The sequence below is a fragment of the Bradyrhizobium sp. 137 genome (genome assembly GCF_023074095.1).
Classification (GTDB): Bacteria; Pseudomonadota; Alphaproteobacteria; order Rhizobiales; family Xanthobacteraceae; genus Bradyrhizobium.
In genome coordinates this window covers 1-12,232 of sequence record NZ_JADPKU010000109.1, presented here as the reverse complement: position 1 = coordinate 12,232, position 12,232 = coordinate 1, and the positions used below count along the sequence as shown (strand labels likewise).

General features: G+C 65.3%; 11 protein-coding genes. All 11 read right to left on the bottom strand.

Annotation, left to right across the window (positions count from 1 at the left end; genetic code table 11):
* Positions 1-196 precede the first annotated feature (196 nt).
* Positions 197-1,081 carry an ABC transporter permease gene (locus IVA78_RS28860; protein WP_247279847.1) on the bottom strand — a complete coding sequence of 295 codons (885 nt, stop codon included), beginning with the start codon at positions 1,079-1,081 and terminating at the stop codon, positions 197-199.
* A 4-nt stretch (positions 1,082-1,085) separates the two neighbouring features.
* Positions 1,086-2,027, bottom strand: a complete 942-nt coding sequence (locus tag IVA78_RS28855) for an ABC transporter permease (protein WP_247279846.1) — start codon at positions 2,025-2,027, stop codon at positions 1,086-1,088.
* Between the two features lie 10 nt (positions 2,028-2,037).
* Positions 2,038-3,546 (bottom strand): ABC transporter substrate-binding protein, encoded by a 1,509-nt coding sequence (locus IVA78_RS28850; protein WP_247279845.1) that lies wholly within the window; start codon positions 3,544-3,546, stop codon positions 2,038-2,040.
* 22 nt (positions 3,547-3,568) lie between these two features.
* Positions 3,569-4,675 (bottom strand): dipeptide ABC transporter ATP-binding protein, encoded by a 1,107-nt coding sequence (locus tag IVA78_RS28845; protein ID WP_247279844.1) that lies wholly within the window; start codon positions 4,673-4,675, stop codon positions 3,569-3,571.
* Complete coding sequence (locus IVA78_RS28840) at positions 4,675-5,664, bottom strand: ABC transporter ATP-binding protein (protein ID WP_247279843.1); 990 nt, start codon at positions 5,662-5,664, stop codon at positions 4,675-4,677. The genes IVA78_RS28845 and IVA78_RS28840 overlap by 1 nt, the downstream gene beginning before the upstream one ends.
* Positions 5,661-6,371 (bottom strand): DUF1028 domain-containing protein, encoded by a 711-nt coding sequence (locus IVA78_RS28835; protein ID WP_247279842.1) that lies wholly within the window; start codon positions 6,369-6,371, stop codon positions 5,661-5,663. The genes IVA78_RS28840 and IVA78_RS28835 overlap by 4 nt, the downstream gene beginning before the upstream one ends.
* 9 nt (positions 6,372-6,380) lie before the next feature.
* Positions 6,381-8,186, bottom strand: coding sequence for a gamma-glutamyltransferase family protein (locus IVA78_RS28830; RefSeq protein WP_247279841.1), 1,806 nt, complete (start codon positions 8,184-8,186; stop codon positions 6,381-6,383).
* Between the two features lie 81 nt (positions 8,187-8,267).
* Positions 8,268-9,257, bottom strand: coding sequence for an oligopeptide/dipeptide ABC transporter ATP-binding protein (locus IVA78_RS28825; protein WP_247279840.1), 990 nt, complete (start codon positions 9,255-9,257; stop codon positions 8,268-8,270).
* Complete coding sequence (locus tag IVA78_RS28820) at positions 9,254-10,240, bottom strand: ABC transporter ATP-binding protein (protein ID WP_247279839.1); 987 nt, start codon at positions 10,238-10,240, stop codon at positions 9,254-9,256. The genes IVA78_RS28825 and IVA78_RS28820 overlap by 4 nt, the downstream gene beginning before the upstream one ends.
* 13 nt (positions 10,241-10,253) lie before the next feature.
* Positions 10,254-11,225, bottom strand: a complete 972-nt coding sequence (locus IVA78_RS28815) for an ABC transporter permease (RefSeq protein WP_247279838.1) — start codon at positions 11,223-11,225, stop codon at positions 10,254-10,256.
* A gap of 10 nt (positions 11,226-11,235) precedes the next feature.
* Complete coding sequence (locus IVA78_RS28810) at positions 11,236-12,216, bottom strand: ABC transporter permease (RefSeq protein WP_247279837.1); 981 nt, start codon at positions 12,214-12,216, stop codon at positions 11,236-11,238.
* Between the last annotated feature and the right edge of the window lie 16 nt (positions 12,217-12,232).

Below are 12,232 nucleotides of genomic sequence, written 5' to 3'. Positions count from 1 at the left end.
GCTCGCTTGGCTGCTCGCCGCCCATCTAAGGCTCCTAATTCGCCGTCTAGCCAGACCTTGATAGCGTCCACGCGCTTTTTGAGTCAGGCTCTGAGGAGCGGCCGCTAGGCCGCGTCTCGAAGGATGGCTACAGGGACAGTCGGGCCTTCATGGTTCGAGACGCGCGTAAGAACGCGCTCCTCACCATGAGGGACAGCTAGCGCTGGCGCGGGTCGAGCGCGTCGCGCAGGCCGTCGCCAAGCAGGTTCAGCGACAACACCACGAGGAAGATCGCGAGCCCCGGCCAGATCGCCATCCAGGGCGCCTGGGTCAGGAAGCGCTGTGCGGCATTGAGCATGCTGCCCCAGGACGGTGCCGGCGGTTGCTGGCCCAGGCCAAGGAACGACAGCGCCGCTTCGGCGATGATGGCGGCGGCGATCGACAGCGTCGCCTGAACCAGCAGCGCCGGAAGGATGTTCGGCAGGATGTGCGAGAATGCGATCCGCCATGGCGGATTGCCGAGTGCGCGCGCGGCCTCGACATAATCCTCGGCCTTGACGCTCAGCACCTGGCCGCGGGTCAGGCGGATGAAGATCGGGGTGGCCGAAATGCCGATGGCGATCATGGCGTTGCCGAGGCTGGGGCCGAGGAATGCCGCGAGCGCAATTGCCAGGATCAGGAACGGGCAGGCGAGCATTGCGTCCGTGATCCGGCTGATCAGTGCGTCGGTGAAGCCGCCGCGATAGCCTGCGAGGAGGCCCAACGGGACGCCGATGCCGAGCGCGATCGCAACCGAGATCAGGCCCGCGAGCAGCGAGGCTCGCGCGCCGTAGACGACGCGGCTCAGGATGTCGCGGCCGAGTTCGTCGGTGCCGAACCAGTGCGCGGCGGTCGGCGGCTTGCGCACCAGGCTCCAGCTCGTCGCGATGGGATCGAAGGGAACGAGGACCGGCGCAAGCACCGCAAGAAGGATGAACGCGATGATCACGATGAGGCCAAACACAGCGGCCTTGCGCTTGAACAGGCGCCGCCGCGCGCGGCGTGCCGGGCTGTCCAGCTCGTGAGCTTGCGTGAGGGGACTGGCGAGCGTCGTGTCGCTCATGGCACTAGCCCCGCAGCCGCGGATTGACGAGAATATAGGCGACGTCCGCAATGAGATTCAGCGTGATGTAGACGGTGGCTGTCACCAGCACCACGCCCTGCACGACCGCATAATCGCGATTGAACACCGCATCCACAATCAGCTTGCCGAAGCCGGGGATGGAGAAGATCTGTTCGGTCAGCACGGCGCCTGACAGCAGCGTGCCGAGCTCGAGCGCACCGAGCGTGATGATAGGTGTCAGTGCGTTACGCATCGCGTGCTTGAGGATGACCGAGCGTTCCAACAGTCCCTTGGCGCGCGCAGTGCGGACATAGTCGCTCTCCATCACCTGGAGCATAGCGCTGCGGGTGTGCCGCATCAGGATCGCGGCAATTGCATTGCCGAGCACGAAGGCGGGCATGATGGTGGCAGCCAGGCTCGCGCGCCAGTTTTCGGTGAGCGGCACATAGCCCGAGGCCGGCAACCAGCCGAGCTCGATCGAGAACAGGAAGATCAGCATGATGCCGAGCCAGAAGTTCGGCGTGGAGATGCCCCATAGCGCGAAGAAATTGGCGCCATAGTCCCAGACGGTGCCCTTCTTCACCGCCGCGACAATGCCGGCGGGGATGCCGATCAGGAAAGCGATCAGGATTGCCATCGAGCCGAGCTGTAAGGTCACCGGCAGCTTCTGCGCGATCAGCTCGCGCACCGGCATCTTGTTGCGCAGCGATTCGCCGAAATCGCCGGCGAGTACGCCCTTGATCCAATAGGCGTACTGCACAGGGATGGGCTGATCGAGCCGGTACTGATGCCGGATCTGTTCGATCACGGCAGGATCGCGCTCTTCGCCCGCCATCACCAGCGCAGGATCTCCCGGCAACAATTGCTGGAGCGAGAAGATCAGCACCGAGACGAAGAACAGTGTCGGCACGATCTGCACAAGGCGGCGCGCGAGGAACTTCAGCATCCCTTCATTGTCACTTCAGCTTGAGGCCGATAACGCGCACGAGCCCGTCAGGCATCTGCCTGTAGCCTTCGAGCTTCGTCGCATGCGCGATGATGATGCGGCGGTGGTAGAGGTACAGGAGGGGCTCTTCGTCCTGGACCAGCCTCGCCAGGGCTTCGTAACTGGCTTTGCGCTTGGTGGGATCGGTCACCGATCGCGCATCCTCCAGCGCCTTGTCGGCCTGCGCATTGTTCCAAGCGCCGTAATTCTGCGGCGCGCCGCTGTGCAGGAAGACGAAGGTGTTGCCGTCGGGATCGACGCGCCCGCTCCAGGCCAGCATGAAGGCTTGGTAATCGCCGGCCTCAGCCTGCTTCAGCCCGGTTGCGAATTCGGTGACGCGGAGCTTCATGTCGAACCCGGCTTCGGCCGCCATGGACTGGATCACCTGCGCCGGCGTTTCGGTCTCCGCGCCCTTCGATACCAGGAAATCGACGCTGACCGGCGGTGTCACGCCGGCTTCCTTCAGCAGCGCCTTGGCCTTCTCGACGTTGCGGGGACGGACCGGCAGGGATTTCTGATAATAGGGATGATCGGGATTGACCCATTGATTGCCAACCTGAAACTCGCCGTTGAACACGACCTGGTTGATCGCCTCGCGGTCGATGGCAAGGTCGAGCGCCTGGCGCACCTTGGCCGATTGGCTGAGTGGTCCCTTGGCCTTGTCCTTGCCGATGTTGAGCGTGATGCCCTGATACCCGAGCTCGATGGCGGTCGCGACCTTCAGCCGCGAATCCGCGCGGACCTCCTTGAGGTCGGTGGCGAGCACGCGCTCGATCAGGTCCAGTCCACCGGATTTCAGGTTCGCGAGCCGCACCGTGGCATCGACGATCGGCTGGAACACGATACGATCGATGAAGACGTTGTCCTTGTTCCAGTAGTCCGCGAACCTCTCGAATACGATGCGGTCCTGCTGCACGCGTTCGACGAACTTATAGGGGCCGGCGCAGACCGGACGCAGGCCGAACTTATCGCCGGCTTCCTTCGCCGCCTTCGGCGACATCATCATGCCCGCGCGATCGGTGAGCTGCGCGAGCAATGGCGAGAACGGCGACTTCAGTACCAGCTTGATCGTGAGGGGATCGACGACCTCGACGTGATCGACCGAGGCCAGCTCCGGCTTGCGGAACGAGCCGGGAAAGGTGAGGTGGCGTTCCAACGAGAACTTGGCGGCCTCGGCATCGAACGGCTCGCCGTCGTGGAATTTCACACCGGGGCGGAGCTTGATGACGAGCGCCTTGCCGTCGTCGTCCGTTTGGCTCGATAGCGCGAGCTGCGGCACGATGTTGAGCTTCTCGTCGATGTCGAACAGCTTGTCGCAGAATGCGGAGAACACGATCCGGCCGACATAGGTGCGCGCCATGGTCGGATCGAGGATGTCGGGGTCCTCGGCGAGGCCGATGCGCAGCGTGGTCTGGGCTTGCGCTGTTACGACCGACAGCAGGAAGGCGGTGGCCGTTATGGCCAGGCGAAACATGTTCATCGGGCAGTCCCCATTGCTTCGGCTACGTCGTGGTGGGTGCGGTGCCTTGTATACCAACCCCGGAAACCGCTGCGCCTTCCGTCTTTCGGCTGAAAGCCGCGACCAATTTCGCAAGTGCTGGCGAAAACCCGCCGGCTGCCGGCAGGATGGCGTCGGTAGACGGTAGCTCTGCCGTACGGTGACAGGCGGCGGCGTGGCCCGCGCTGTCTGCCAGGAGCTCCGGCGCTTCAATGCGACAGCGCTCGACAACGAAGGGGCAGCGGGTATGGAAGCGGCAGCCCGCCGGCGGATTGAGTGCGCTCGGGATCTCGCCCGTCAATAGGACGGTCGTTCGTTTCGCTTTCGGCTGGGGCAGGGGGATCGCGGACAACAGCGCCCGGCTATAGGGATGGCGGGGCGCTGCGAACAGCGCGTCCGCCTCCGCCGTCTCGACGATCTGGCCAAGATTCATCACCGCCACGTGGTCGGCGATATGCTTGACCACCGCGAGGTCATGCGACACGAAAATATAGGCGAGGCCGAGCCGGTCCTGGAGCTCGCGCAGCAGGTTGAGGATCTGCGAGCGGATCGAGACATCCAGCGCCGAGACCGGCTCGTCGCAGACGATCAGCTTCGGCTCGACTGCGAGCGCACGGGCGATGGCAATGCGCTGGCGCTGACCCCCGGAGAATTCATGCGGATAACGGCGCTCCAGCCGCGGCTCCAGCCCGACCAGCCGCAGCAGTTCGGCGACCCGCCCGCGCCGCTGCGTCGGCGGCACCAGATCGTGCAGCGCCAGCGGCTCGGTCAGGATCTGGCCGACGGTCATGCGCGGATTGAGCGAGGCGTAGGGGTCCTGGAAGATGATCTGGGCTTCGCGGCGGAAGGCGCGGAGCGCATTGGCGTCGAGGGAGAGAAGATCGCGGCCGTCAAAACGAACCGTACCCGCGTCCGGCTCGATCAGCCGCAGCACCAAGCGGCTGACGGTGGATTTGCCGCAACCGGACTCACCGACCAGGGCCAGCGTCTTGCCGGCCTCGAGCGAGAAGCTGACGCCATCGACGGCCTTGACATGCGCCCGCGCGCGGCCGAACAGCGAGCGTTCGGCGACGAAATGCTTGACCAGGTCTTGGACCTCGAGCAGTGCCATCACGACACCAAACGTTCGAGCGGCGCACGGATGCAGCGCGAGAGGTGGCCGGGGCTGACTTGCAGCAGTGGCGGCGGCGCCCTGGTGCAGGCGTCCAGCACGAACGGGCAGCGCGCGGCGAAGCGGCAACCGGCGGGCAGCCGTGCCATGTTCGGCACCATGCCTTCGATCGTGGCGAGCTGCTCGGCGCGATGATCGAGCCGCGGGATCGAGCCAAGCAGGCCGACCGTGTAGGGATGCTGCGGCGCCGAGAACAATTCGTCGACAGGCGCGCGTTCGACGATCTCACCGGCATACATCACCGCGACCTCGTCGCAGACTTCGGCGACGACGCCGAGATCATGCGTGATCAGGATGATGGCGGCACCGCTCGCCGCCTTCAACTCGCGCATCAGCTCCAGAATCTGGGCCTGCAAGGTGACGTCGAGCGCCGTGGTCGGCTCGTCCGCGATCAGCAGGCGCGGATCGCAGGCGAGCGCCATTGCGATCATCACGCGCTGGCGCATGCCGCCGGAGAGCTTGTGCGGGAATTCGTCGATCCGTCGCTCCGGTGAGGGGATGTGGACGCGGCGCAGGAGCTCGATCGCCCGCTCCCGCGCATTGCGCCGCGAACCGCCGCGATGGCGCTGGATCGTCTCGATGATCTGCTCGCCGATGGTCAGGCTCGGGTTAAGTGAGGTCATCGGCTCCTGAAAGATCATCGCCAGACGGTTGCCGCGCAGGTCGCGTAGCGTCTGGTCCGGCGTCTTCAAGAGGTCGAGCCCCTCGAAGCGGATCGCTCCGGATATCTCCGCGCTTCTCTTCGGCAGCAGGCCCATGATCGCCAACGAAGTCACGCTCTTGCCGCAGCCGGATTCGCCGACGAGGCCGAGCGTCGCGCCATTGGCGACGCTGAGATCGACGCTGTCGACCGCATGCGTGATACGGCCGTCGTCGCCGTGGAAGCGGATGCGCAGATCCTTGATCTCGATGAGTGGGGTGGCGCTCATGACTGTCTTGCGCGGGCTGCGGTGATGCTGGCGTCGATCACGCTGCGATCGGTGTTGCCGGCCGGATTCTGCCGCGTCGGCATGGAGGCGCGGAAGTGCACCCAGAGCTCCTGGCTGACACGCTCGAGCCGTTCGAGCTCCCCCAGCGGATCGGGATGATCGTCGGCCCGAATGTCGAGCGCCGGCCATTCCTCCTCGCCGTGGATCAACAGCGCGGCCGACTGCTTGCCGCGCTTGTCGCCGCCGGCGGCTTCGCCCGCACGCATGGCCGCGAGCAGGCGGCGCGGAAAGGGCAGGCTGTCGTTGGCAATGTAGGTCTTGGCCGTCTCGTCGAGCACGTCGGCTCCCGTCAGCATGTTGCCGGCGATCGAGAAGCCGCTGCCTGCGATGTGCCCGCACCATTCGACGCAATCGCGCCCGGTGTGCGCGGCGATGTCGCCGCTAGCGTCCATGATGTGGATCTGCCGGCTTTCGCGGCCGTCATCGGTCGCGAGCAGGGCGGCGAGCACGTCGTGTGCATTGAGGCCTTCGCGCAGCAGCTTGACACCGTCGATGCCGTAATAGGGATTGACGAAGGCCTGCGTCGCGATGGCGCCGAGGCCGGCGGCAATGTACGGAACACGCGCGCCGACCGCGAAGAAGCGGGTCGCGACGACAATGCCGAACTGGCCGGTGGCAGCATCTCGCGCGATGATCGACCAGGTCATGTGCTGCCTTCAGCGTCCCGCGGCATAGCCCTGCATCCCGCGCGGATTGGCGGCAGCGCGTCGACGGGGGCCGACGCGCGAGGCCGCGGTAAGACGGCCTTCGGACCAGTCGGGACCGACCTCGACGATATGCCCGCGCTCGCGAAGGTTCTCGATCGTGGCCTTTGGCACGCGGTTCTCGACCACGAGCACGCCCGGGCGCGCAGTGCGCGGCCAGAACGAGATCGGAAAATGCTCGGAGTGCCAAGCCGGCGCGTCGATCGCCTCCTGGAGGTTGAGGTTGCAATGGACGTGGCGCAGGAAGAACTGTGTGATCCACTGGTCCTGCTGATCGCCGCCCGGCGAGCCCCAGGCGAGATAGGGCTCGCCGTCGCGCAGCGCCATGGTCGGCGACAGCGTGGTGCGCGGCCGCTTGCCCGGCGCAAGCGCGGCGGGATGGTTCTCCTCCAGCCAGAACATCTGCGCACGGCTGCCGAGGCAGAAGCCGAGCTCGGGAATGATCGGCGAGGATTGCAGCCAGCCGCCCGATGGCGTCGAGGACACCATGTTGCCGGCCTCATCGATGATGTCGAAATGCACGGTGTCGCCGCGCACTTCGCCGAAGCGGCCCACCGTCGGCTCGCCGGCGCCGAGCGCGCCGACCGCCTCGCGCTGGCCCTCGGCACGGCGCAGCCTGACCACGCCACCAAAACCCTCGACCGTGCCGGGCACGAAGTCGAGCGAGGCCTTGTCGGTGACGAGCTTGCGGCGCTCGTCATTATAAGCATCCGACAGCAGCGTCGTGATCGGGATCTCGGTGAATTTGGGGTCGCCGTAGAATTTTTCGCGGTCGGCGAATGCCAGCTTGGCGCATTCGATCTGGAAATGGATGAACTCCGGCCCGGTCGGATCGAGCCCATCGAGCGCAAAGCCTTTCAACAGAGCGAGCTGCTGAAGCGTCACCGGCCCCTGGCTCCAGACGCCGGCCTTGCAGACGGTGTAGCGACCGTAATCGTAGGTGAGCGGCGCCTCGATCGTCGGCTGCCACCGCGCCATGTCGTCCGCTGAGAGGACGCCGCGATGCGGCGAGCCGCTGACGTCCATCACCTCTTGCGTCCGACAGAATTTGTCGATTGCTTCTGCGACAAAGCCTTGCGACCAAGCCTTGCGCGCGCGCTCGATCTCGGCGTCGCGGCCGCCGCCGCCGCTTTCGGCTTCGCTGAGAATGCGGGAGTAGGTCGCAGCCAGTGTCTTGTTGGTGAACAGCGTACCGGGCTTTGGCACTTCACCGTTCGGCAGGTAGACGGCAGCCGAGGTCGGCCAATGCTTGCGGAACAACTGCTCGACGGTCTGGATTGTGGCGCAGGCGCGCTCGACCAGCGGATAGCCGTCACGCGCATAGGAGATCGCGGGCTCCAGCACGTCGCGCACACGCATCGTGCCATAGTCGCGCAGCAGCATCATCCAGGATTCGAAGGTGCCGGGGACGCAAGCGGCGAGCAGGCCGGTGCCGGGCACCATGTCGAGTCCCTCGCTCCTGTAGTGCGCGATGGTGGCGCGCGCCGGTGCGGGGCCCTGGCCGCAGATCACCTCGGTGCGCCCGCGCTTCACGTCATGGACGATGATGGGCACATCGCCGCCGGGGCCGTTGAGATGCGGCTCGACGACCTGGAGCGTGAAGGCTGTGGCGACGCCGGCATCGAAGGCGTTGCCGCCCTTCTCCAGAATGGCCATGCCGACGGCGGTCGCGATCCAGTGCGTGCTGGCGACGACCCCGAAGGTGCCTTCGATTTCCGGTCTCGTCGTGAACGGATCGGGATTGATGTTGCTGGCCATAGGCTACCTCATTTGCGGCGCGCGCAATTGATCACAGGGCCACCCCGCCGCCAAATGCGCAGGTTGCATGGCACGCGCGCGTCACGCCGGGATCGGCGCGGTGTTGACCGCGTGGCAGGCGACGCCGTCGATCAGTTCGGGGGTCTCCTTGCGGCAGCGATCGAACGCCAGCGGGCAGCGCGGATTGAAGGCGCATCCGGGGGGCGGATTGATCGGGTTCGGGATCTCGCCCTTGACTGGAATGCGCTGGCGGCCGCTCATGGCGAGATCAGGCACGGCACCGAGCAGCATCTTGGTGTAGGGCATGCGCGGACGGGCGAACAGCTCGCGTCCTTCCGCGATCTCGACGATGCGGCCGAGATACATCACGCCGACCCGGCTCGCCATGTGGCGGACCACGGCGAGGTTGTGGCTGATGAACATGTAGGTCAGGCCGAATTTGTCCTGGAGGTCGCGCATCAGGTTCAGGATCTGCGCCTGCACTGAGACGTCCAGGGCCGAGGTCGGCTCGTCGCAGACGATGAACTCGGCGTCCGATGCGAGCGCGCGCGCGATCGCGATGCGCTGGCGTTGGCCGCCAGAGAATTCATGCGGAAATTTCAGTCGGTCGTCGGGGTGCAGGCCGACGAGGCTGAGCAGCTCGCCGACGCGCGACTGGATGTCACGCTCACCCTGGATCAGGTCGAAGGCGCGGATCGGCTCGGAGATGATGGCGTCGACCCGGAAGCGGGGGTTCAGGCTCGCATACGGATCCTGGAAGATCATCTGGATGCGGCGGCGCAGCTTGCGGCGTGCGGGAGCCTGTCGCGGATCGGTCATCGACACGCCGTCGATCAGCACGTCGCCGGAGCTCGGCGGCAGCAGGCCGACGACCATCCGCGCCACCGTGGTCTTGCCGGAACCGGATTCACCGACCAGAGCAAACGTCTCGCCCTTCCTGATCTCGAAGGTGACGTGGTCGACCGCCTTGAGATATTCGAGATGCCCGCCTTCGAGCACGCGGTTGAGCCATGGCTTCGACACGTCGAACACCCGGCGCAGATTTCTAGCCTGGACGAACGGTGCGCTCATACCGCGCTCTCCGCCGGCACATTGTCATAGAGGTGGCAGGCGACCGACTGCGCGCCACGTGGGAGCGGCTCCGGCCGCTCCACGCGGCAGCGGTCAAAGGCGAACGCGCAGCGCGGGTTGAACGAGCAGCCCGGCGGGATCGCCGACAGGCGCGGCATCGACCCGGGAATCTGCACGAGGCGCTTGTCGTCTCCGGCCAGCGTCGGGATCGCGCCCATCAGCCCCTTGGCGTACGGGTGTAGCGGGTTCTTCACGACGTCCTGCACGGGACCGATCTCGGCGATGCGGCCGGCATACATCACCGCGACGCGGTCCGATGTCTCTGCGATCACGCCCATGTCGTGGGTCACCAGCATCACGGCCGTGCCGTGGTCGCGCCCGAGCCGCTTGATCAGCGAAATGATCTGCGCCTGCACGGAGACGTCGAGCGCGGTCGTCGGCTCGTCCGCGATGATCAGCTCCGGTTCGGCGCAGATCGCCAGCGCAATCACCACGCGCTGGCGCATGCCGCCGGAGAATTCATGGGGATAGCCGTCGATGCGTTTTTCCGGCGCTGGGATGCCGACTTCGGCCAAGAGTTCGACGGCGCGGCGCCGCGCCGCTTGTTCGGAGAGATTGAGATGGGTTCGGATCGTCTCCACGATCTGGTCGCCGACCCGGTAGAGCGGATTAAGCGAGGTGAGGGGATCCTGGAAGATCATGCCGATGCGCTTGCCCCGGATGCGGCGCATCTCTTCCGGCGGCAGATTGTCGATGCGCAGGCCCGCGAGATGAATCTCGCCGCCGGCGATGCGGCCGGGTGGATCGATCAGACCGATTACCGAGAGGCCGGTGACGGATTTGCCGGCGCCGGATTCGCCGACGACGCCGAGCACCTCGCCCTTGGCAATGTCGAAGGAGATGCCGTCGATGGCGCGCAGCGTGCCGCGGCGGGAGGCGAACTCCACATGAAGATTACGCACGGAGAGAACAGGTACGGTCATGAGCGAGGCGTACTCATCTGAGCTTCGGGTTGAGCGCGTCGCGCAGCCAGTCGCCGAGCAGGTTGATCGAGAGGATCAGCGCTGCCAGCGCAAGCCCCGGGAAGGCGACGATCCACCATTCGCCGGCGAACAGGTAGTTGTTGCCGATCCGGATCAGCGTGCCGAGCGAGGGCATGGTGTCGGGCAGCCCGACGCCGAGGAAGGACAGCGTCGCCTCGGTGATGATCGCAAGAGCGAGATTGATCGTGGCGATCACCAGGATCGGGCCCATCGTGTTCGGCAGCACATGCCGCAGCATGATCTTCGGTGCGGGCAGACCGATCAGCTGCGCGGCGGCGACGTAGTCCTTGTTCTTCTCGACCATCACGGAACCGCGCACGGTCCGGGCGTAACCCACCCAGAAACTGAGGCCGATCGAGATCACCAGCACGACCAGCATGCTGGTGGCATCCAGCCGGTTGCCAAGGATCGATTTGGCGACGCCATTGACCAGCAGCGCGATCAGGATGGCGGGGAAGGTGAGCTGCACGTCGGCGATGCGCATGATCACGCCATCGACTGCACCGCCGAAATAGCCGGCGATCAGGCCGAGCGCGATACCGAGCGCACCGGCGAAGATCACGCCGGCCACACCCACGGCGAGCGAGATGCGCATGCCGTAGAGAATGGCGGAGAACACGTCGCGGCCCTGCTCGTCAGTGCCGAGCAGGAACGGGCTCTGGCCGTCGGCGGTCCACAGCGGTGAAATACGCGAATTCATCAATTGCAGTTGTGCCGGATCGAACGGGTTCTGCACCGCGAGCGCGGATGCAAAGATCGCAAGCAGGAAGAACAAGACCGTGATGGCCGCCGCTACCATGGTGAGCTTGGAGCGCCGAAACGAATAGAAGATATCGCTGTCGAGCGTGCGGCTGAGCCAGCCGCGGGCCGTTTGCGCTGGCTGCGTGCTCTGCCCATTGGAATTGGAGACGACTGCGTCGGACATACAGGCTGCCTTACGTGGCGCGGCCGACGGTCGCGCGTAGACGCGGATCGACCACGGTGTAGAGGATATCGACCACCAGATTGATGGTGACGAAGATCAGCGAGACCATCAGCAGGTAGGCGGCCATGATCGGGATATCGACGTTTTGCACGGCCTGCACGAACAGAAGTCCCATGCCCGGCCATTGGAACACGGTTTCGGTGATGATCGAAAATGCAATAACCGAGCCAAACTGCAATCCCGCCACCGTGATCACGGGGATGAGCGTGTTCTTCAGCGCGTGGCCGAAATGGATGGCGCGGGTGGTCAACCCGCGCGCGCGGGCGAAGCGGATATAGTCGGTTCGCAGCACCTCCAGCATCTCCGCGCGCACCAGCCGCATGATCAGGGTCATCTGGAACAGGCCGAGCGTGATCGCGGGCATGATCAGCGCCTTCAGGCCCGAAAGCGTGAGCAGGCCCGTAGTCCACCAGCCGAGCTTCACCACCTCGCCGCGGCCGAAGGAGGGCAGCCAGCCCAATGTCACCGCGAACAGATAGATCAGAAGAATACCGATCAGGAAAGTCGGCAGCGAGATGCCGATCAGCGAAACCGCCTGGAATAACTTGGCGAGCACGGTGTCGCGCTTGAGCGCCGAATAGACGCCCATCAGGATGCCGAGCACCATTGCAAAGACGGTCGCGCAGATCGCAAGCTCCAGCGTCGCGGGCATGCGCTCCATCAACAGCGTCGAGACCGGCTGGCGGAACTGATAGGACACGCCGAACTTGAATTGCGCGGCATCGGCGAAATAGCGCACGAACTGCACCGGCACGGGATCATCGAGGCCGAGCGACTTGCGCACGGCTTCGCGTTCGGCCGCCGACGTGTCGATCGAGACGATCTGGTTGACGGGGTCGCCGGCGAAACGGAACATCGAGAAGGCGATGATGCCGACGGCGAACATGACGCCGATGGCCTGAACGGCGCGGCGAAGAGTGAAAGCGAGCATGCCTTCCACTGTCCTT